The organism is Phycisphaeraceae bacterium, assembly GCA_019636735.1.
Classification (GTDB): domain Bacteria; phylum Planctomycetota; class Phycisphaerae; order Phycisphaerales; family SM1A02; genus VGXK01.
In genome coordinates this window covers 86936-107402 of the sequence record JAHBWY010000007.1, presented here as the reverse complement: position 1 = coordinate 107402, position 20467 = coordinate 86936, and the positions used below count along the sequence as shown (strand labels likewise).

18 protein-coding genes are annotated in these 20467 nt (G+C 66.7%); 10 read left to right on the top strand and 8 right to left on the bottom strand.

Features of this window, described 5'->3' with window-relative positions; translation table 11 throughout:
• Positions 1–15: 15 nt before the first annotated feature.
• Positions 16–1266 (bottom strand): RluA family pseudouridine synthase, encoded by a 1251-nt coding sequence (locus KF724_10885; protein MBX3356186.1) that lies wholly within the window; start codon positions 1264–1266, stop codon positions 16–18.
• Positions 1263–2132: a hypothetical protein gene (locus tag KF724_10880; protein ID MBX3356185.1), complete on the bottom strand. Its 870-nt coding sequence runs from the start codon at positions 2130–2132 to the stop codon at positions 1263–1265. The genes KF724_10885 and KF724_10880 overlap by 4 nt, the downstream gene beginning before the upstream one ends.
• A 71-nt stretch (positions 2133–2203) precedes the next feature.
• Between KF724_10880 and KF724_10875 the strand changes: the two genes are divergently transcribed.
• The gene (locus KF724_10875; protein ID MBX3356184.1) at positions 2204–3085 is read left to right on the top strand and encodes an HAD hydrolase family protein; all 882 of its coding nucleotides are present in this window, start codon (positions 2204–2206) and stop codon (positions 3083–3085) included.
• Positions 3082–6480: a hypothetical protein gene (locus KF724_10870; GenBank protein MBX3356183.1), complete on the top strand. Its 3399-nt coding sequence runs from the start codon at positions 3082–3084 to the stop codon at positions 6478–6480. The genes KF724_10875 and KF724_10870 overlap by 4 nt, the downstream gene beginning before the upstream one ends.
• 34 nt (positions 6481–6514) lie before the next feature.
• On the opposite strand, the gene rlmN is transcribed toward KF724_10870, so the two are convergent.
• Both rlmN and ilvE read right to left on the bottom strand, forming a co-directional pair.
• A complete protein-coding gene (gene rlmN / locus KF724_10865) occupies positions 6515–7621 on the bottom strand; it encodes a 23S rRNA (adenine(2503)-C(2))-methyltransferase RlmN (protein MBX3356182.1) in 1107 nt (368 codons plus the stop codon).
• A 66-nt stretch (positions 7622–7687) separates the two neighbouring features.
• Positions 7688–8569, bottom strand: a complete 882-nt coding sequence (gene ilvE / locus KF724_10860) for a branched-chain-amino-acid transaminase (GenBank protein ID MBX3356181.1) — start codon at positions 8567–8569, stop codon at positions 7688–7690.
• A gap of 115 nt (positions 8570–8684) precedes the next feature.
• On the opposite strand from ilvE, the gene ispH reads away from it, so the two are divergent.
• Together ispH and KF724_10850 are read left to right on the top strand one after the other, a co-directional pair.
• Positions 8685–9746, top strand: coding sequence for a 4-hydroxy-3-methylbut-2-enyl diphosphate reductase (gene ispH, locus KF724_10855; GenBank protein MBX3356180.1), 1062 nt, complete (start codon positions 8685–8687; stop codon positions 9744–9746).
• Between the two features lie 34 nt (positions 9747–9780).
• Positions 9781–11214, top strand: a complete 1434-nt coding sequence (locus tag KF724_10850; protein ID MBX3356179.1) for a radical SAM protein — start codon at positions 9781–9783, stop codon at positions 11212–11214.
• A gap of 58 nt (positions 11215–11272) precedes the next feature.
• Here KF724_10850 and KF724_10845 read toward each other — a convergent pair whose 3' ends face one another.
• Positions 11273–12754 (bottom strand): MATE family efflux transporter, encoded by a 1482-nt coding sequence (locus KF724_10845; GenBank protein MBX3356178.1) that lies wholly within the window; start codon positions 12752–12754, stop codon positions 11273–11275.
• The gene (locus tag KF724_10840; GenBank protein MBX3356177.1) at positions 12751–13611 is read right to left on the bottom strand and encodes a HEAT repeat domain-containing protein; all 861 of its coding nucleotides are present in this window, start codon (positions 13609–13611) and stop codon (positions 12751–12753) included. The genes KF724_10845 and KF724_10840 overlap by 4 nt, the downstream gene beginning before the upstream one ends.
• A gap of 25 nt (positions 13612–13636) precedes the next feature.
• Here KF724_10840 and KF724_10835 point away from each other — a divergent pair, with 25 nt between their 5' ends.
• Positions 13637–14344: an MBL fold metallo-hydrolase gene (locus KF724_10835; protein MBX3356176.1), complete on the top strand. Its 708-nt coding sequence runs from the start codon at positions 13637–13639 to the stop codon at positions 14342–14344.
• Positions 14345–14410: 66 nt separating this feature from the next.
• Here the strand turns inward: KF724_10835 and KF724_10830 are convergent, their stop codons facing one another.
• Positions 14411–16333 (bottom strand): DUF885 domain-containing protein, encoded by a 1923-nt coding sequence (locus KF724_10830; protein MBX3356175.1) that lies wholly within the window; start codon positions 16331–16333, stop codon positions 14411–14413.
• Positions 16334–16394: 61 nt separating this feature from the next.
• On the opposite strand from KF724_10830, the gene KF724_10825 reads away from it, so the two are divergent.
• From KF724_10825 to KF724_10815, 3 genes are read left to right on the top strand one after another with little or no spacing between them, the layout of a single operon-like run.
• The gene (locus tag KF724_10825; GenBank protein MBX3356174.1) at positions 16395–17285 is read left to right on the top strand and encodes an ABC transporter substrate-binding protein; all 891 of its coding nucleotides are present in this window, start codon (positions 16395–16397) and stop codon (positions 17283–17285) included.
• Positions 17282–17752 carry a hypothetical protein gene (locus KF724_10820; protein ID MBX3356173.1) on the top strand — a complete coding sequence of 157 codons (471 nt, stop codon included), beginning with the start codon at positions 17282–17284 and terminating at the stop codon, positions 17750–17752. Before KF724_10825 ends, KF724_10820 begins: the two co-directional genes overlap by 4 nt.
• A 44-nt stretch (positions 17753–17796) precedes the next feature.
• Entirely contained in the window at positions 17797–18012 is a 216-nt protein-coding gene (locus KF724_10815; protein MBX3356172.1) for a CDGSH iron-sulfur domain-containing protein, read from the top strand.
• Positions 18013–18036: 24 nt separating this feature from the next.
• Here the strand turns inward: KF724_10815 and KF724_10810 are convergent, their stop codons facing one another.
• Positions 18037–18837 carry a 6-carboxytetrahydropterin synthase gene (locus KF724_10810; GenBank protein MBX3356171.1) on the bottom strand — a complete coding sequence of 267 codons (801 nt, stop codon included), beginning with the start codon at positions 18835–18837 and terminating at the stop codon, positions 18037–18039.
• 297 nt (positions 18838–19134) lie between these two features.
• Here KF724_10810 and KF724_10805 point away from each other — a divergent pair, with 297 nt between their 5' ends.
• Together KF724_10805 and KF724_10800 are read left to right on the top strand one after the other, a co-directional pair.
• A complete protein-coding gene (locus KF724_10805; protein ID MBX3356170.1) occupies positions 19135–19968 on the top strand; it encodes a hypothetical protein in 834 nt (277 codons plus the stop codon).
• A gap of 10 nt (positions 19969–19978) precedes the next feature.
• Positions 19979–20461 carry a crossover junction endodeoxyribonuclease RuvC gene (locus tag KF724_10800; GenBank protein ID MBX3356169.1) on the top strand — a complete coding sequence of 161 codons (483 nt, stop codon included), beginning with the start codon at positions 19979–19981 and terminating at the stop codon, positions 20459–20461.
• The last annotated feature ends 6 nt before the right edge of the window (positions 20462–20467 follow it).

The following is a 20467-nucleotide window of genomic DNA, read 5'->3' as shown; positions in this document are numbered from 1 at the left end:
GGGCGATCGCCCGCCTCACGCCGCGCGCGGCACCCCGACCTCGGCAAGATCGATCTCATGGCCCGGCGCATCGACGACCACGCAGCGGCGTCGGCGCAGGAGATCGATGGCCGCGCGCAGATCCGCCGGCAACGGCGCCACGAAACGCAGCGGTTCGCCCGAGATGGGATGGGAGAACTCGAGCGAGGTCGCATGCAGCGCCTGGCGCGCGAGGATCGCGGGCTCTCCTTCACGGCCGTCAAGAGACCCATCGCGATCGCGGCCCGGATCACGGGGGTCGCTCCACTCCCCGATGAGCGCGTCGCCTGACGCCGAGCGTCGCAGCGGGCGCCCTTCGTAGAGGTCATCGCCGACAATCGGCCAGCCGAGGTGAGAAAGATGCACCCGAATCTGATGGGTTCGCCCCGTGAGCAGATCGAGTTCAACCAGCGAGCAGGTCTGCGACGGCTCGGCCGCCGGATAGCGCTCGAGCACGCGGACGACGGTCTGGCTCGCCTTTCCGGTGTCGTCCCAGCGCACGGCATATCGCTCACGAATCGTCGGATGCTTGCCGAGCGGCAAGTCGACGAGCGAGCCGTCGGGTTCGACCGAGCCGTGCACGAGTGCGAGGTAGCGCTTGCTGGTGCGTCGATCCTGGAATTGCTTCGCCAATCGCCAATGGGCCACATCACTCTTGGCCGCGACGATCGCGCCGGTGGTGTGCCGGTCGAGGCGATGGACGATGCCCGGCCTCGCGAGATCCTCGCCGACGCTCGAGAGGTGTCCCGAGCCCGAGTGGAGAAAGTGCCACGCGAGCGCGTTGACGAGCGTGCCGCGCTTGATTGAGCGCGCGGGGTGCACGATGAGATTCGCCTGCTTGTTCACCACGATGAGATGCTCATCTTCAAAGAGCACCTCGAGCGGAATCTCATCGGCGCCGATCTCGCGCGAAGGGGGCGGGGGCAGCACCGCCACCACGAGATCTCCACGCCGGAGCTTGGTGCTCGGCTTCGGCACGCGACCATTGACCGTCACCGACGACTCGCGAATGAGACGCTGCAGCGAAGTCCGGCTCAGGAACGGCACTCGATCGACGAGGTAGCGATCGATGCGCTTGTCAATGGCGCGCGAGATCTCAAAGGAGACCGTGACGGGCGTCTCATCGTCGGCGTCCTGCCGGGTGTAGAGTTCGAGCAGTTCCTCGGTGCCCGGGCCGTCGGCCGCGAGATCAGGGGAGGAGGACTCCGGATCCCCGGGCGGCGAAGGCGGCTGCTCCGAGTCGCTCACGGTCCTGCCGGGCCGCCCGGGGGCGCGGGCCGGGGCGCCGGAGCGTTCGGATCATTGACGGGCGGCGGGAACGGCAGCGGCGGTGGTCCCTGCACCGGGGTCATCGTCACATTGGGGCTTGCGGTTCCACCCGGAGTGATCTGGAGACCAGGAATGTTGGGGAGGTTCATCGACCCCGGCAGGAACGGACCGGATGAGCCGGCAGGAAGGCTGTCGCGCGGCGGCAGTTCGATGCCCGCGGCCACAAGCACCAGCCCCTCGCCGCGACCCTTGGCAATCGCGGCGAGCGCGGGGAAGCTCTTCTCAACCAGCGAGGATGCCTGATCCAGGAAGCGCTGGGCTGCGGCGGCATCGCCCCGCGACTCGGCGACGGCGGCGCGCCCGAGGAGCGCATGGAAGGCCGTCGGCTGGAGCGCAATGGCGGTTCCCGATCGTGAGAGATCTTCGGCGACCTCGGCGTAGAGGCGGTCGGCCGTGTCGAGCCACTCCACGCGAAGTTCATTGGTGACCTTCGCGTCAGCGGCGGTGGGGTCACGATCGAAGCGAATCCCGCTCACGATCGAGTCCAGGTATCCGTCGGCGGCGCGGAGCTTCGCGATGAAGGCAATCGATCCGATCCCGGCGCGCTCGGAGGCGACAATGGCGAGTTCCTGTGGTGTCGCCGCTCGCTCGAGTTGCTGCCACGCCTGGGCGCGAGTCTGGCTCTGCGTCCGATGCCACCAGTGCCATCCCATGTAACCGCAGCCGATGAGCAGGATGATCAGCAGAATGTTGAGGCCCGTGGTCTTCATCCAGTAGACGAAGTCCTCGTTCATGCGGCTGTCGGTCAGCGAACCGGTCTGGATTTGGTTGAGTCTCTTGTCCATGGGGTCGAACCGGGCAGTGTAGCCCAAGCGTCGCCTTTCTCGCGCTGCCTGAGGCGGGTACCTTCTCCGCAGTGGCGCTCCTGGTGATTGATCTCGACGGCACGCTGCTGGGCCGGGATGGCGGGGTATCGGCCGTCAATGCCGCAGCTCTTCACAGGGCCCGCGACGCCGGCATCGAAATCGTCCTCGCCACGGGTCGGAATTGGAAGGAGTCCCGACGGGCGATCGATGCGATCAACCACGATGGCCTGCTGGTGGGTGCCGGCGGGAGCGTGGTCAATCGCGCCGGGGACGGCGCCACGGTGCGCCGCGCGACGCTTGATGCCGAAGTGGTGGCTGACTGCACGCGCCTGCTGCTCGAGCATGGACATCGGGCACTGCTTCTCAAGGACCACCACGAAAGCGATCATGACTATTGCCTGGTCGGCGAACACCAGCTCGACGCGGCGTCGCGCTGGTGGTTCGATACCCACGATCTGACGCGCCTCGAGGTGCTCTGCCCCGATGAGGCGCATCGCCGTGAGCTCACCCATGGCACGCTCCGAGTGGGAAGTGTCGCGCCCTCCGAGCGCCTGGCCGCCTGCACGCGAATCATGCTCGACCGCCACGGGGGGCTCATTCACGCCCAGCAGTGGGGGGCGCTGACGCAGACGGAGACCGTCGGGAGTTCCACGCACCTGCTTGAAGTCTTCGCTCGCGGGGTCGACAAGTGGACGGCCGTCGAGTGGATTTGTTCGGAGCGCAACATCGATCCTTCGCGCGTCGTCGCGATCGGGGATGGCCTCAACGATGTCGGCATGGTGAAGTCGGCGGGCCTCGGGATCGCGATGGGAAACGCGATTGAGCCGGTGCGTCAGGTCGCCGATGTCGTGGTCGCGCCCTTCGATCGGGATGGCGTCGCGGAGGCGGTTGATCGTGCTCTCTCGCACTTTGGGCTGGGGCGGGGCCGATGACGGCGCTCCCCTCGTCGGTGCAGCCCGTGCCGTGGACTCCCGCGATGGCGCGCGTCGAGGGCGATGTCCTGGCGAGCGCATTCGAGGCAATCGTCAAGGGAGTGCTCGAAGCGGAGAGTCCGGTGCGCACGATCGCCTCGCCGCGTCGCGCGCCCTTCGAGCCGATCTTCCGCCTGCTTGGCGATGAGACGAGTCGCCGAACGCTCGAACAGCATCGGGTGGAAGTGGTCGACGGCGGTGATGGCGCTCGCTCGGTGGCGATGGTCGATGCCGATGCGGCGCGCGGGGAGTCGGGCGTTGCGCTCGTCCCCAACGATCACCTCGAGCGGGCGATGCCGGCGCTTGAGCGACTCGCGGCGCGGGTGCGTCAGCGGCGCTCCACCGAGACAGCGTCATCGCGTGGCGTGGCCGTCGTGGTGATCGAGGACAACCCCGACCTCTCACCCTCGTCATGCCCCCGACATGCGGCGCAGTGCCTCGACCTGCCATGTCTGGAGCCCAGCGATGTGGAGAGTCTCCGGGACACGATCGACGACGCACTGCGCATCGCCGCAGGCGCCGGAGGTGCGGCGATCATCGCCGTGCATGTGTCGATTCTTCGATCGCTCGAGACGATCAGGGCGAGGCCCAATCGCGTGCTCGATCGCGTCGACGCGCTGTTGGCGCTCCGGCGAGAGCGTCGCGCCCCCCGGGGAGGCGAGGGGCTCGATGTCATGCGTCTCGCGCGCCGCATGGAACTCAACCTGCACCTCTCGCTCCCGAGCCCCGGCGAGCGCGAACCATGGGGCCTGATTGCGGTCGGACCATGTCTGGTCGCGGCCCAGCATGTGCTTCGCGAGCTTGGATTGACGGGGCGCATTCCGCTCATGCGCCTGGGGCTTGTTCATCCGGTCGACCCGGCCGCGCTCCTTCGTCTGCTGCAGCGCTGTGAGAATGTGCTCGTCCTCGAGCCGCGCCCGGGGAGCGTGGCGCTGAGCATTGCGACCGCGGCGGAAGAGGCTCGCGCTTCCGGCGAGCAGCCGTCGCTCCTCTGGTGGCATCGACTCCCTCCGGACGAGGAGCAGCACCCGGCCTCCCTTGACGCGAACGACGCCCTTCGACCGTCGATCCTCGCGCGGCGGATTGTTCACCTGCTGCATGCCGTGCGGCCGAACCTTGGTGTCGCGTCGCGCCTCGAGGCGGCGCAGCCCGAGGCGGAGCGCGTGGTGGTGCCGCGACGCGGCGCCGGGATCGGTGTTGCCAGCGCCATCGACCTGTCGCGCCAGCTCATCGCCGAAGTCGCGAAGGAGCTCTCCGAGGAGCGGGCCGAGGAGGTGGAGTCGCCCCGTATCGCGCTGGTCGTGGCCGACCAGCCGACTCATCCCGGCGAGCGCCAGGTCCTGGTCGAGATCTGGGAGCGCCGCCGCTTCGCGCTCGAAGGCGCCGGGGCGATCCGTCAGGCCGTGGCATCGGAGAGAGCGCGCATCTTCGTCCTGTGCGACCTCGCCGCCGATGATGAGCCCGATCCCGAGCGACTGGCGCGCGCGGTCGTGCCCATCGAGGGTGCCGCGCGGCTGCTGGTCGAGCGGGCGGATCTGAACGACCGCGGCGAGGCACGGGCGATGCTGCGCCGCGCGGCGGAGCATGAAGGCGTGACCCTCGCGCTCCTGCGCGACGGTCCGCCGCCTCGGCGTGATGTGGCGCTGCTTGAACGCAGCGCGGTCGAGATCGATCGCCTCGGCTTCGCGCCGACCCAGCGCCTCATCTGGTCGGCGGAGACGGCGTGCGAGCTTCGCCCGCTCTCAACGGCGGCGCTCGTCGAGCGAGGGCTTGAGCGTGGCAGCGATCCGGTGCGGACCGAGTTCACGGTGCGCGTGGAGAGCGAGGAGGGGGCGTGGGTTCCCAGCATCCGCGCGAGGCCGCTGCTTGAGCAAGTCGAGGTGGTCCGCACCCGTCCACCGCGCTGGCGCGTGGAGGCGGGAGAGCGACGCATGGCGCCGCCGCAACCGGTGCATGGCCGAGCGGGCCTCTGGCGAGCGCACTTCGCGGGATATCGCGGTGAGCCGCCGGGCATTGCCGCAGCCGTGGTGAGCGAGGCGGGCCGGGCCATGGGCTATCGCGTGCAGGCCACCTGGCACACGGCGCCGATCGGTCCCGGCCGTCGCTCATGGTCGCAGGTTCTCTTCACGCGACTTGCGCCGGGTGAAGATGCCGTGGTCGCCGCGGGCATTCCCTATGGCGAGGCCGATCTCATCGTCGGCATGGATGGCGTGGAGGCCCTTCGCGCCATGGGCCCCGATCCGCTGCTTCGCGTCGCCCGAGCGGATCGGACTTGGGCCGTTGTGAACTCCGGTGGCCTGGTCGACCAGGTTGACGACGCATCTCTTGCGGCGCTTGAGCAGTTGGAGCCGACGGCGCTGGGCGTCTGCCGCCCCGATGGAGTCTTTGCCGCCGATGTCGCGCGCACGCTGCGTCGCGGATTTCTCTCGGATCGGGTCATTGACCTGACCCTGCTGGGTGTCTCGTTTCAACGGGGGTTGATTCCCGTCCGACTTGAGGCGATCGAGGCGGCGCTTCGGCGAGTCGAATCGCGAGGCTACGGCCGATCGCTCGAGGCCTTCGAGGCGGGCCGCCGACTGGCGCTTCGGCCCGATCGACCCGATCGAGCGGCGCGCGAACGCGCGGAGCCGTTGCCGCGACTTGCCCGTCGACTGGTCCTTGAACTCGGGCGCGATGGGCGCGGCGGCCGTCGGATGGCGCCTCGCTTGCGCTGGCTGCTCGAGGCCCAGTTGGCCCGCATGCCGGAGCTCGATCGCTCCGAAGAGGGGCGAGCCGCGCAGAGGGATCTCGTCGTGGCGCTCCACCGCGCGGTGATGTTCGGTGGCCTCTCCTATGCCCAGGCGCTCGCCGAGCAGATTGCCGCCGTGCACCGCGCGGATCCGGACACCGAAGAGAAGACCTGGACGCGGCTTTCGATTCTTCCCCTGGCGGAACTGTGGCTGCCCCGCGACCTGCTGTATGTCACCACCATGAGCACCAGCATCGAGCAGCATCGCCGAACACGCGATCAGCTTGAGATCAGGACCTCTCGAGGGGATCGAATCGAGCGCCGCTACCTGAATCGGGTGGAGCTCACGGCGTTCGGGCGCCGCTTCCGGCTCGACTTCCGTTCCAGTGACTGGCCGGCTCGACTGGTCAGATCGCTCCGAGGGCTCGTGCCGATGGCGGCCCGGGGGGCGCCTGAAGATCGCCAGCGGCGCGATGTCTTCGTCGCCCTTCTTGAACGCGCGTGCAGCGAGCCGGACCAGGCGGAGCAGTGGAGTGTGATTCTCCGGCGCATGCACGAACGCGCGCTCGATGGCTCGATCCGCCGGCTGACCCCCGAGGAGTTTGAGAGCCTCGCCCGCCGCGCGTGAGGCGCGTGACCGGAGTAACCAAGCCGCTCCCGACTCACCGGGCCGTCGCGCGGCGTGACTCGTGACGCAATTGGCCGCAGGCGGCGGCAATGTCGCGCCCGCGACTTCGTCGAATGTGGGTGTTCACCCCGCGCTCGCGAAGAACTTGCTGGAAGCGGAGCACATCCTCGTCGCGCGGTCGCGCAAAGGGAAGGCCCGCGACCTCGTTGTAGCGGATCAGGTTGACATTCGCGCGCATGGAGCGGGCCAGCCGGGCGAGTTCACTTGCATGATCGACCTGGTCATTCACGCCGCCGAGCAGGATGTACTCGAGCGTGATCTCGCGCCCCGTCCTGTCGAACCACTCCTGCGCTGCATCAAGGAGCTCCTTGATGGTCGAGTACTCCGCCCACGGAATGATCTGGCGACGAACCGCATCGGTCGGCGCATGCAGCGAGAGCGCGAGCGTCACGGGGATCTCAAAATCGCAGAGCTTCCGGATCGAGGCGGGAAGTCCGACCGTGCTCACGGTGATGCGCCTCGCCGAAATGCCGAAGCCCCACGGTGCGTTGAGAGTCCGGATCGCGTCGGTCACCGCGGCGAAGTTCGCCAGAGGCTCGCCCATGCCCATGAAGACGACATGGGAGATCCTCGTCACATCGGGCAGCCGGGCGAGTTGCCAGACCTGCTCGAGAATCCGACCTCGGGTGAGGTTCCCCTCGAGTCCTCCGAGTCCGCTTGCACAGAATCGGCAGCCGACGGGACACCCCACCTGGCTCGAGATGCATGCCGTGCGACGATCCTCCGTCGGAATCATCACGCACTCGGTGCGCCGCTCCGATGGGTCGATCTGTTCGAGGGTCGCCGCCGAATCAGGGCCTGCGGTCGAGCTCGGCGGCCACGCGATCAGCAGCTTCTGCGTGCCGTCGGTTGCGAGCTGATGCTGGCGGACCCTGCCCTGCAGGAAGACCATCTCGCGCGCCAGCATCTCTCGCGCGAGCTTCGAGAGATCGGTCATCTGCGCGGGATCGACCACGCCGCGCTCGTAGACCCAGCGCGCCATCTGCTCCGCGGCAAAGCGAGGGAGACGGCGCTCGGTCACCCAGGCGCGAAGGCCCTCGAGATCGAGCTCGAAGAAGGCGGTGGGGGCCGCTTGGCTCATGGCGGGTTCCGACGCGTGGGGAAGGCTTCGAGGGGAGCCTCCCGGCTCGACGCGCGCGCGGCGTGATCAATCCTCGGGCGCATTCTTCGCCACACGGGCGCGGAACTCCTCGATGAGCCGCTTCGTCACCGGACCCACTCGGCCCGATCCGATGCGCTTCTCGCCAATTGCGGTGACGCCGATGATCTCCGCCGCCGTTCCAGTGAGAAACACCTCGTCGGCCCGGTCGAAGTCGTCAAGCGTCAGCGATCGCTCGGTGACCGAATGCCCGATCGCGGGGGCGAGCGTGTCCATCACGAACTGCCGCGTGATGCCATGGAGCATGCCGGCGGAGGGCGGCGGCGTCAGGATTGCATCGCCCTTGACGGCGAAGATGTTGTCGCCGGTGCACTCGGAGACTTCACCCTCGGTGTTGAGCATGATCGCCTCGAGCACTCCGGCGTCGATCGCCTCGATCTTGGCGAGGATGTTGTTCAGGTAGTTGAGGCTCTTGATCGCCGGGTCGAGACAGGCAATTGGAATTCGAGGCCGCTGCGCCACGATGACCTTCATGCCTTCCTCGTAGAGCTTCGGGGGATAGAGCTCGATCGTCCCCGCGATGACAATGGTTCCTGCCTTCGGGCACTTGAACGGGTTCAGTCCGAGCGAGCCGACGCCGCGCGTGAAGATGAGCCGGATGTAGGCGTCCGAGAGACCGTTGGCGGCGATCGTCTCGCGGATGGCGCGGGCGACCTCATCCTGCGTGAACGCGGGGGTGAGTCGAATGCGATCGGCACTCTGCCACATGCGCTTCAGGTGAGCGCCGAGCTTGAAGACACGGCCGCCATAGGCTCGGATTCCCTCGAAGCAGCCGTCACCGTAGAGAAGGCCGTGGTCGAAGACCGAGACGGTGGCCTGCGACGCGGGCACAAGAGCGCCATCGATCCAGACCTTCTGCGTTGCGTTCATGGAAGCGGCGAGTGTAGGAGACGATGTCAGGGTTCGCGCGACCCGCAGGGAGGAGCCACGCGACGGCCCGCAGGACCCGTCGGTGGAGGCGCCGCCGCGTGCTAGGATTGATTCCATGAAACTGATCCTGGCCAACCCACGCGGCTTCTGCGCCGGCGTCTACATGGCCATCGATGTGGTCGACCAGCTCCTCGACATCTGCCCGGGGGAGCGGATCTGCGTCTATCACGAGATCGTGCACAACAAGCATGTCGTGGAGCGATTCAAGGGGCGCGGTGTGATGTTCGTTGAGAGCATTGAGGAAGTGCCCGACGGCGCCATCGTGGTCTTCAGCGCCCATGGCGTGAGCCCCGCGATCCGCGCCGAGGCCGCGGTGCGGCGGCTGACGGCGATCGACGCCACCTGTCCGCTGGTCACCAAGGTGCACGCCGAGGCGATTCGATACGCGCGCAAGGGCTTCCAGATTCTGCTCATCGGTCACGCCTCGCATCAGGAGGTGATCGGCACGCGCGGCGAGGCGCCGGAGGCGATTCAGGTCGTCGAGAGTCCCGACGACATTCCGAAGCTCGTGATCAAGGACACCTCGAAGCTCGTCTACCTCACGCAGACGACACTCTCGACCGATGACGCCGGGATCATCATCGCGGCGCTCAAGCGAGCGTTCCCCGACATCAAGGAGCCACCGACGAGCGACATCTGCTACGCGACGACGAACCGGCAGCGCGCGGTGCGGGCCATCGCCCCCGACGCAGACCTTGTGCTGGTGGTCGGCAGCCGCAACAGTTCGAACTCGCTGCGTCTCACGGAGATTTCTCAGAATGTCGGGACGCCGGCTCGGCTCATCGACGACAAGAGCGAGATTCGCTCCGAGTGGTTCGATGGCGTGGGCACAGTCCTCATCACCGCCGGCGCCAGTGCGCCCGAGGATCTCGTCCACGAGATCATCGTGGAGCTGATCGAAAAGCACGGCGGCGATGTCGAGCAGCGCGATGTCTACCACGAGGAAGTCGAGTTCGGACTTCCGGGAACCTTGAAGGCCCTGATGCGCTCCCGCGGCATCGACGCCGCCGAGCGGCGCGTCATTCGGGTCGACAGCGGACCGGAGCTCCGGCGCTGGCTGGACGAGCGGAAGATTCCCTTCCGGACCGTCGATCTGACCGTGGGTGCATCGAACTAGGCCGCCAGTCGAACGCCAGAGTGCCCAGAGTGACATGACGACGAAGTCGTCCATCCCGGCTCCTGCATCGGCCGCCTCAGCGCATGACGCCCTCGATCCGGGCTTCCTCGACGCCGTGGTCGCGGGTGAAGTGCGCCTGTCGGGCGAACAGGCGCTTGACCTCTGGCATCGCATGCCCCTCGAAGAACTCGGCGCCTGGGCGGATCGTCGATGCCGGGCGCTGCACGGCGACTCGATCCGGACCTATGTGATCGATCGCAACATCAACTACACGAATGTCTGTACCGCGCGCTGCACCTTCTGCGCCTTCCGGCGCGATGGTGACGAGGCCGACGCCTACACCCTCTCGATCGACGCCATCCTCGCGAAGGTCGAGGAGCTCGTCGCCATCGGCGGCACGCAGATCCTGATGCAGGGTGGCATGAACCCGGAGTTGCCGCTGTCCTGGTATGAGCAGCTCCTCGCGGCGATTCGAGAGCGCTTCCCGCAGGTTCACATTCACGCCTTCAGTCCCCCCGAGTTCATCGAGTTCGTGCGCTTCTTCGATCCGCCGGGGGCGTCCCTCGGCGAGAAGGTGCGATGGGTGCTCGAGCGCCTGAAGTCGGCTGGTCTGAGCTCGGTGCCGGGAGGTGGCGGTGAGATCTTCGCTCCGGCGGTGCGTCGGAAGATCGGGCTCGGCAAGTGCACGGCAGAGGCGTGGCTCACCACCATGTACGAGGCGCATCGCCTCGGCATGCATACGAGCGCCACGATGATGTTCGGGCACATCGAGGGGGTGGCGGATCGCATCCATCACATGCTTCTCTGCCGCGAGTGGCAGGAGCGCGCCCTGCGCGACTTCGGCGCCGAGGCTGGCGGACGGTACATGGCGTTCATCTCCTGGCCCTTTCAACGCGAGAACACACCGCTCGGCCGTGCGCGCGAATGGGATCGGGATTCCGACGCGCCCTTCCCGGGCGATGTCGTCGCCACGCTCGATGGTCGCGGCGTGAAGGAGGCGCACCCGGAGTTCGGTCGATTCGTTCGCATGAGCGGCGCCACCGACTACCTGAGGACGCAGGCGCTCTCGCGCCTTGTCATCGACAACATCTGGTCGATCGGTTCGAGCTGGGTCACGATGGGTCCGCATGTGGGGCAGGTCGGTCTTCGTTTCGGCGCGAACGACATGGGCTCGGTCATGATGGAAGAGAATGTCGTCTCAAGCGCTGGAACCGCCTATTGCATGAACGAGCCGATGCTCTGCCGCCTGATTCGGGACGCAGGACTCCTCCCCGCGCAGCGCGACAACGCCTACGAAATCCTTCGCGTGCACGATGGTCCGGAGTCGCCCGACTTGCGCGTGACCGATTGGAGTTCCCTGCGTGTGCAGAAGCTGCATCGACAGGGGATCTCTGGTGAGTCGACCCCGACCTCCGGGTCGGAGCGCGTCGAACTCACCGTGACGGCCGAGCCCAGCGGCACGCCGTAACGCGTCTTGCAGCGAGTCGTCCTGGCTCCAGCGGAGCCGCACGACGCAGTCGCGGCGCTCACACCTTGATTCTCGTCCACGCGCCGAAAGTGAACCTGGCAAGGAAGAGCAGCCCTCGAATGACGAGCTCGGCGCAGAGGCCCACCCAGATTCCCGGCAATCCCCAGTCGAGGTGAACGCCGAAGAACCACGCCGCGGGCAGCCGAATGCCCCAGGTGCTCACCGAGGTGATGATGAAGACCCATCCCGTATCTCCCGCGCCGCGGAGCCCCTGGCGAATGGTCATCGAGAGTGAGAAGAAGGGTTGCGCAAAGGCGCAGATGAGCAGGCACTTCGGCACCAGGTCGAGATGCACCGGGTTGTCACTGATGATCCGGGTGAGGGCCGTGCCGCAGAGTGCGAAGACCACTCCGAAGAGCGACATGACGACGGCTCCGATCCACGCACAGACACGAATCGCGCGGCGTGCCGCGTCGGGGTTGCGGGCGCCGAGGTACTGTCCGGCCAGGGACGCCGCCGCCGTGCCGATCGCATAGCCCGGGAGATAGCTGAACGCCTCCCACTGGATCGCGATCGAGTGGGCTCCGATGAGCCCGGCCTGCACACCGTCGTCACCGCGCCGCGCGATGATCCCGATGAAGAGCGTCACGAAGATGCCGACGCTCCACATGGTCATTCCCTCGAAGAAGCTGGGAATTCCGACTCGGGCGATGCGCCAACCGAGGTGACGCCGCGGCGCAAGGTGGCGTCCGTGCAGACGGAGATCCTTCACGCCACGAAGGAGAAGCCTCATGGTCAGGATGGCACCGACCATCCACCCGAGCGAGGTCCCCATGCCGATGCCTGCGACGCCCCACACTTCAGGGTTGAGCGGCGATGGATTGGGGAGAACCGCGCCGCCTGCCCGAAGCTCCACGCCGGAAAGGAACCACGATGCGAGGGCGTTCACGATGTTGACCACCACGGCGATGGTCGTCGGCCTGACCGACTCGCCCGCGCCGTGAAGACACATGCTCCCCACCATCATCACGGCGCAAAAGGGCATGCCCAGCGCAAGCATGCGGACATACTCCGTGCAGAGGCGTGTTGCGTCGGGTGAGAGACCCGCCAGCGCCGAGAGCGGTTGAGCGATCCACCAGAGCACGAGACCGACCAGGGCGCCCCAGACGAGACTGAGCATCATCGACTGCCCAAGCGCCGCTTCGCCTTCCCCGGTTCGGCCGCCACCGACCGCGCGCGCGATGATCGCCTGCCCCCCGATGCCGAGCGAGGTGAGCGCGACGCCGATCAGCCAGCCGACATAGGTACCGATGCCGAGTCCGTCGAGCGCCGGCACCACGATCGATGAGGGGAGATTGCCCGCGATCAACTTGTCAAGAAAGCCCAGCATCGCCGAGAGGAGCTGCTGGAGCAGGACCGGGAAGGCGAGAATCCAGATCGCCTGCGAGAGGGTCTTCCCCGCGAGTCTTCCGCTCCGGATGCGGCCATCACTCGGAGCCTCGGCGGCGGATGAGGAAGGGGCGTTGTCCTCGGCGCTCACAGGGGACCGTCGCCGATGTCTTCAAACTCATTCGGCGAGGTCGGCCGAAGACCCGGGTCGGCCATGCCTGCGGGAAGCCCGGGCTGTTCCCAGGTGATGGGCTGCCAGAAGACGATGACATCCCAGAAGTCGAAGGAGCGCTGATAGGTGGGGTAGAGGTAGACGAGACGCTCGTCGAAGATGTTCTGCTCCGAGCGGGCCCACGCGAGCCAGAGCTTGCGGTCGATGCCAAAGTCGTGATTGGTCAACAGGCGAAGGGAGTCGCTCGCCGCGAGGTTCACCGAGAGCTCACGATGATCAAGCGCTGAGCAGAGCGCCTGGAAGACGGCGTCGGTGGGGTATTGCGCGAGACCGATGGCGAGCTCCACGCGGACTTCGGCACTCTCACTGTCGTCGATGAGTCGACGCCACATCGTGTCGGCCACCGCCGGATCGTGCAGGCGCTGGAGCGCCAGCGCAGCCGCGAGCCTGACCTGCGGCTTAGGATGGGTGAGTTGCCGGGCGATGAGCGGGGCATCGCTCGCCTCGCCATGACGCCCGAGCGCGAGGACTGCGGCTGCACGGACGAGCGGATCGGTGTTCTCCTCGACATACAGTCGATAGAGCTTGACATACACCGGCGAGCCGCCCCATGGGGCGCTTGAGAGAAGCACCGTGCCGCGTCGCTGAGATTCCGCATCCGCGGGGTTTGTCGCCCAGAGCGCCGCTTCCTGCGGCGACGGCGGGGAGAAGGTCGCGCCGAAGTCGCGGAGATCGCTCCCGGCGCCTTCACATGCCGCCAGCGACGGAAGGAGCGCCATGATGCTGGCGCGGAGGATGCTCCGAAGTGGTGCGGCGACCGTGAGCATCCATGCCATGAGGGCCGGAGTATACGCTGCGCGGGTGTCACGCCCCGACTCTGCCAGCCGCGTCGGAACGGAAGCGACTCCGCTGATCCGCTCCTTTCCGCTCGGCGACTACGAGACCAACTGCTTCATCGTGACGGTGCCCGACGCGGAGCGCCCGGAAGAGCGCCGCGATGCGTGGATCGTCGACCTCGGGCAGCGCCCGGGAGTGCTCCTCGACACCGTTGCACGGGAAGGCCTCAAGATCCGAGCCATGCTCTTCACGCACGCCCATGCCGATCACATCGCCGGGGTGGATGAGGGCATTCGGCGTCTCGGTGCGGATGTGCCCAGGCTCGCCCATCCCCTCGAGGCGGCGGCCTTCGAAGATCCGCAACTGAACCTCTCGGCGTTCATTGCTGCACCGATCTCAATGTCGCCGCCAACCGGCGCGATCAACGATGGCGACACCCTCGAACTCGCCGGCACCCGATGGCGCGTCATGCACACACCGGGCCACTCGCCCGGAGGCGTCACGCTGTTTCACGCCGCGAGCGGCCAGGCGATCGTCGGAGACACGCTCTTTGCGGGCTCGATCGGCCGAACGGACTTTCCGACCTCCGACCCCGGCGCGATGTGGCATTCGCTCACCACGGTGCTCATGGGCCTGCCTGACGAGGTTCGCGTCTTCCCCGGTCATGGCCCGACGACGACCATCGGAGCGGAGCGCCGTTCAAATCCGTTCCTGCGCCCGGGCACATGGTGAGCTGTCCGCAAGACCTGGAGCGATTGCTCGATGCGCGGAGCAGAGCGGGAGCACGGTGCGCCGACATCAGGGTGAGACAGCGGCGCGGCCTGCAGAGGTCGCCGCGACATCGTCGATCCAGGCGCGCACCCGGAGCTGGAGCAGATCCAGTGGAATCGACCCGGCTCCCAGCAGCACCTCGTGAAAGGCGCGGAGATCGAAGTCGGACCCGAGTCGAAGCTCCGCCTCGTCGCGAAGCTGCCGGATGATGAGTTCGCCGATCTTGTACGCGCACGCCTGCCCCGGCCACGCGATGTAGCGATCAACCTCGCGCTCGATGTTGAGCCGGCTGAGCGCGGTGTTCCGCAGCATGAAGGCGATCGCATCGTCGCGCGACCACGCCTTGGCGTGCATGCCGGTGTCGACGACGAGTCGGCACGCTCGCCACATCTCATAGAGCAACCGACCGAAGTCGTCGTAGGGATTCTCGTAGAGACCCATCTCGATGCCGAGGCGCTCGGCGTAGAGCGCCCATCCTTCGATGAACGCGGTCACGAAGGACTCGCGCCGGAAGAAGGGTTGTTCGGGAAGCTCCTGCGCGAGGGCGATCTGAAGATGATGGCCCGGGACAGCCTCGTGCAGCGCGAGCGGGATCATCTCGTAGATCGGCCGCTGATCGAGCGCGTGCGTGTTCGCATAGAAGAACCCGGCGACCCCTCCCTCGAGAGAGCCGGGCTGGTAGTAGGCGGTCGTCTGCGACGGCGCCATGAACCGCGGGATCTCGCGCACGCCGTAGGGCAGGCGTGGCAGCACGCGGAAGAGGCCGGGGAGGAGGCCGTCGACGCGCTTGCAGATGGCTCGATAGCCGTCGATGAGCTCCTCCGGGGTCTGGAAGTAGAAACGCGGATCGCTCCGCAGGTAGGCGATGAAGGCGCTGAGGAGGGCGTCATCGCCCGTTGAGGCGGCGAGCGTTCCCGCCGGGGATTCCGCCCAGTCGGTGGACTGGATGACCTCGACCATCTCCGCGCGGAGGCGCGTGACCTCCAGCAATCCGAGGCGATGGATCGCGCTCGCATCGAGGTTGGTCGTCGTGTGAAACTGAAGACGCGAGGCGTAGTAGGCCTCGCCATCGGGGAGTTCGATCGCCGCGATCGTCTCGCGACACGCGGGCAGGTAGTCGCCAACGAGAAAGTTCCGGTAGCGCTGCAGCGCATCGACCGCCGCTGCCACCGATCGTTCACCCTCGCGCCTGAGCGCCCCGGTCTCCTCGGGTGTCGTCATGGAACCGAGCCGCACCAGTGGCTCAAGGAGCATTCGCAACTGGCCTCGAATGACGGCGTCGAGTTGCGACGGCACCATCTCGACGGTGACCTCGGGCGGCACCATGCCGCGCCGAATCCCTTCGCGCAGCACTTCGATCTCTCCGTCAATGGCCGCCGGGATCCGGTCGAGACGCTTCAGATAGTTGCGGAAGTCCTCCACGCGTCGAAGCGGGATGCGCTCATGCAGTTGTGGAATGCGCTGCTGGGGACCGTGAATTGGCCCGACGGCGAAGAGCCACTCGCCCCGCTCGAAGGAGTCGATGCCCTGGAGCAGGTTCTGTTCGAAGAGTGCCGCATGCTCGCGATCGCTGCGGTTGAGCAGGTTCCAGTCGACGGCTTGAAGCTTGACGAGAAACTCCCTTTGCGCCTCGGCTCGCTTCGCCACGGCGACAGGCGACGGATCGGTGAGCCGGGTCGGATCGGTCTCCTCGCCTCGGCGCAAGGCACTCTCGGGGAACTCTTGATTCACCCACCGGTGATGCGCCTCGAAGAGGGCATGCAGCGCGGCATGGGCGCCGGGGTCGGAGGCCTCGGGGGCGTCGGCGAGCGTTCTTGACTCATCCGCGGGTGACGAGCGGACGAAAGCGCCAGCAAGGATCTCCGCCGCGCTGGGCGGGTCCGCTGATGCCGTCGGTGATGGGTGCACGACCCAGACGACGAGCACGATCAGCACCAGAAGCCGTCGCATGGCTCGCAAGGTATCGTCCCCCAAGGTCCGCGCGTAGTCTTTCGACAGAACTGCAACCCTCATGGTCATTCAGAAGCTCACGCTCGCCCACAGTCCCGATCCTGATGATGCCTTCATGTGGTGGCCCATCTTTGAGGGCCTCGTCATCGAGCCGGGCATGGTCTTCGAACCGGTGATCGCCGACATCGAGACGCTCAACCGTCGCGCTGCGGGTGACTCCTCCCAGCTTCTTGATGTCACCGCGATGAGCTGCGCGAATGTGCCCCTGGTCCGCGAGCGCTACCTCGTGACCGCCTGCGGCGCATCGGTCGGGGAGGGTTACGGCCCGAAACTCGTGGCGAGATCGCCGATCACGCTCGACGCTCTGAAGTCGTCACGGCCGAGGATCGCCACGCCAGGCGCGCGAACGACCGCGGCGCTCACGCTGGCGCTGCTCATCGGGCGCGATTCGTACGAGCCCGTCGAAGTGGACTTCCAGGAGATCGAAGGACGAGTTGCGTCCGGCGAGTTCGACGCGGGGGTCGTGATTCACGAGAGTCAGCTCACCTATGCCGACCGGGGGCTTCACCTGGTGGAGGACCTTGGGCGCTGGTGGATGGCGCGAAGCGGCCTGCCGCTGCCGCTCGGTGTGAACGCCGTGCGTCGTGATCTCGATGATCGGCTCGGCCCGGGATCGCTTGCGAAGGTGGTCGATCTCCTGCACCGATCGGTGCGCTACGCGATGGAGCATCGCGACGAGGGCGTGGGCCGCTCCCTCGCCTTCGCCCGCGGCCTTGATGCGGCGACCGCGGGTCGCTTCGTTGACCTCTATGTCAACCGCTGGACCCTCAACATGGGAGAGCGAGGGCGAAGCGCGGTCGCCCGGTTGATCGAGGAAGCAACCGCCGCCGGTCTGCTGCCGGCAGGCTCAACCGTCGACTTTGCGCCGCTACACTCGGCAACCTCCGTATGAGCTCCTTTCTTCCCCCCGAGACTGAACAGGGCTACGCACCGCCGTCCGTCCGACAGTTCAGCGTCTTCCTTGACAACAAGGTCGGCAAGCTGAATGAATTGCTTCGACTCTTCGAAGAGAAGGAGCAGCTTCATCTCGCCGGGTTCTCAGTGATCGACGCGAGTGACTACGCCGTCGTGCGGGTCATCTTTTCGAACGCCGACCTTGCCCGTTCACTGCTCAGGCAGGCGGGCTACACCTTCTCGGAGAGCGACCTGCTGGTGGTGGAGCTGCACGAGTCACAGACGCTGAAGAACCTCTGCATGCATCTGCTCGGCGCCGAACTCAATATCCGGTTCGCCTATCCCGTCATGCTCCAGCGAGAAGGGTGCCCGACCGTGGCCCTCTCCGTCGATGATCACACTCTGGCTGGACAGATTCTGCTGCGCAAGCGCTACAGCCTGCTCGGCGAAGAGGATCTCGCCTGACCGCGTGTGTTTCCAGCCCTTCCTGACCCCGAGGTAAGCTGCTCATGGCACGTATCGTCCGAGTGACCGGCAATGGTCCAATCAAGATCGAACCCCAGACGAAGCCCATCTTCGTCTGCGGGTGCGGCCTCTCTCACAACCTTCCCTTCTGCGACGGACATCACAAGAAGTGCCGCGAGGAACTCCCCGGCAAGCTCTACCGCTATGACGAGCGCGGGGAGGAAGTCGTCGAAGTCGTCGATGACCCCAAGGGCGGCTGACGCTCGGCCCGGCGCGGGACCGGCTCACTGTGGATACGCGCACCAGGTCTTCTCGGTCTCCCACACGCAGACACGCTCGAGGCGCACGCCGGTTCCCCCGAGCGGCGCATGCAGACGGTCGAAGATGATCTGTGCGATGTGCTCGACCGACGGGTTGAATGAGGCGAACTCCGGGCAGTCGAGATTCAAGTGGCGGTGGTCGTAGCGCTCGATCACCTCGCGTTCGACGACCTCGATCCACTCGGAGCCGTCGGCGCTCGCACTGGCGCTTGCCGCGGGGCGGGAGATGGTGACATCGAGTCGATAGTTGTGACCGTGACCCGAGGCGCGGCTGCACTTGCCGAAACGGGCGAAGTTCTCCTGGTCACTCAGCCCGGGAATGTGCAGACGGTGCGATGAGGAGAAGTCGAAGCGTCGAGTGACCTGGTAGCGATCGGGCATGGCGGGATCCACCGAGAGGGTCAGGAAGGGGCTCCATCGGAGTTCGAGCCGAGGCTCACCTCGGCCGAGGGCCGTCGCAAGGGCATGGGCCAGTGAGTGGAGAAGGGCGCACCACGAGGCGAGACCGCGCGAAGGTTCGAGGAGATCGGGACGGGCCGCGAGTTCAGCGGGGAGCAAGTGCCTGATGGCGCTATCGACCTCGCTGATCGAGATGATGTAGCCACCGCGCGCTTCAGGCGCTCCGCGGATCTGGACATCGAGTTCGCAATAGAATCCCGGCGCTTCCAATCCGGGCTGCCCCCCGGCAGCGACCAATGCCAGATGCGGCGACCCGATCGCAGCGGGTCTCAGAAGCAGCGGAACTGTTCGGGAGAGGGTGGGCACGGTCGGCGTCAAGGTCTAGGATCTTCGCGGATGGGGTGGATGGAGAGTCAAGTGAGCCCTGGCCGGGACCCGTGATGAAATTCACAAACAGTGACTAGGGATTTTCACGGCATCGACCTCATACGCCAAGCACCCCGTCATACTTGGAGGTGGTGCGGTTGTCACCGCTCCAATCTGCCGCTAGAGTCCGGCAGTTCACTTGCCCCCGGAAGGGCTCGGCGTGAGGCTTGCCTCCGCCGGGCCTTTTTTCTTTTCATATGCATCGTCCACACCGGACGCGTTGAATCCACCAACCGCGTGCGTATCACAGTCACCGCATCATTGATGGTTCTCCTTGGCGCGTGCGCCGCCGAACCGGCTGGCCCCCGCGGCAGTGATGTCCCGACCACGGGGGCGGCCCCGGCAGTAGCGCCTTCGGACACCGAGCGCCCCAGCCGCTCCGCCGCCGTGGAGGCTCCCGGTGCCGAATCCGCCGGCTCCTCCGAAGGCGACTCGAACTCGGAGATGAACTCCGGGATCGTGCAGCTCGGCCCAGCGGTCAGGATCAACCGTCAGCGCCGCGAGGTGGAACTGGACGGCTACATCAGCCTCGATCATGGGCCCCTCGAACAGGTCGCCTGTGCCAAGGGAACCCGAGAGCACGAGTCGATCTTCGTGCCGCTCGCCCGACCGAGTCAGATTCACGCGGCGCTCCTTCTCGCAGGCTTCACACCGGGCCAACCCGGCGAGTGGAGGGTCGATGCGCAGGGTGCGGTTTCGCTGACTCCTCCCTCGGGCGATGAGATCGAAGTTCTGCTCAAGGTCGAAGTCGAGGAGTTCAGGCCGATTCACCTGTTCATTCGCGACGGTCGGACCGCGGTGCTCTTTCCGGATCGCCCGTTCGTCTTCGCCGGGAGCCGGTTCATTCCAAATCCATCGCCGACGGGCAGCGGGGAGGTCTATCTCGCCGATGCGACGGGGAGCATCATCGGGATCGTCACATTCGGTGACGAGCTGATCGCGTGGCGCGAGGTGATTCCCGACCTCGCCGATGTCGCCGAGCCCGTCTGGCAGGCGAATCCGCTGCGCCTGCCGCCGCGCGGCACGCCCGCGAGGCTCCTGCTGCGGCCGCCGGCGTCGTTGAGCCGATGACACACCCCGCGTGAGGCTGCTCGGCATCGATCCCGGTCTGACGAACACGGGCTATGCGTGTCTCGAACTTCGGCCCCGGGGGCGCGAGCCGCGCCTCATCGAGGCTGGTGTCCTGCGCTTGGCCGCGCGGCGCTCCATCTCCCATCGCCTGCGCCAGCTCGACGAGGACCTCGAGTCACTCATCTCGGAGCTGCGGCCGTCGCGCATGGCGGTGGAACGGGTGTTCACCCATGTCCGCAACCTGCGCACCGCCATCGTGATGGCGCACGCGCGCGGTGTGGTGCTGCTCGCGGCGGAGCGCCATGGAATGGACCTCGATGAGTTCACCCCGGCCGCGGTCAAGAAAGCCCTCACCGGTCGGGGAAACGCCGACAAGCGACAGGTCCAACTCGCGGTGATGGGCCAGTGCGGCCTCGCGAAGCCACCATCGCCGAACGATGTCTCTGACGCGATTGCCATCGCGCTCACCGCGGCCCGGCGGGTGGGACGCTGAACGGCC

Coding starts and splice junctions, on each gene's coding strand:
- KF724_10815 (MBX3356172.1), top strand. CDS start 17,797: ATGGCACGTATCGTCCGAGTGACCGGCAATGGTCCAATCAAGATCGAA.
- ilvE (MBX3356181.1), bottom strand. CDS start 8,569: ATGAACGCAACGCAGAAGGTCTGGATCGATGGCGCTCTTGTGCCCGCG.
- KF724_10820 (MBX3356173.1), top strand. CDS start 17,282: ATGAGCTCCTTTCTTCCCCCCGAGACTGAACAGGGCTACGCACCGCCG.
- KF724_10830 (MBX3356175.1), bottom strand. CDS start 16,333: ATGCGACGGCTTCTGGTGCTGATCGTGCTCGTCGTCTGGGTCGTGCAC.
- ispH (MBX3356180.1), top strand. CDS start 8,685: ATGAAACTGATCCTGGCCAACCCACGCGGCTTCTGCGCCGGCGTCTAC.
- KF724_10825 (MBX3356174.1), top strand. CDS start 16,395: ATGGTCATTCAGAAGCTCACGCTCGCCCACAGTCCCGATCCTGATGAT.
- KF724_10870 (MBX3356183.1), top strand. CDS start 3,082: ATGACGGCGCTCCCCTCGTCGGTGCAGCCCGTGCCGTGGACTCCCGCG.
- KF724_10880 (MBX3356185.1), bottom strand. CDS start 2,132: ATGGACAAGAGACTCAACCAAATCCAGACCGGTTCGCTGACCGACAGC.
- KF724_10850 (MBX3356179.1), top strand. CDS start 9,781: ATGACGACGAAGTCGTCCATCCCGGCTCCTGCATCGGCCGCCTCAGCG.
- rlmN (MBX3356182.1), bottom strand. CDS start 7,621: ATGAGCCAAGCGGCCCCCACCGCCTTCTTCGAGCTCGATCTCGAGGGC.
- KF724_10840 (MBX3356177.1), bottom strand. CDS start 13,611: ATGGCATGGATGCTCACGGTCGCCGCACCACTTCGGAGCATCCTCCGC.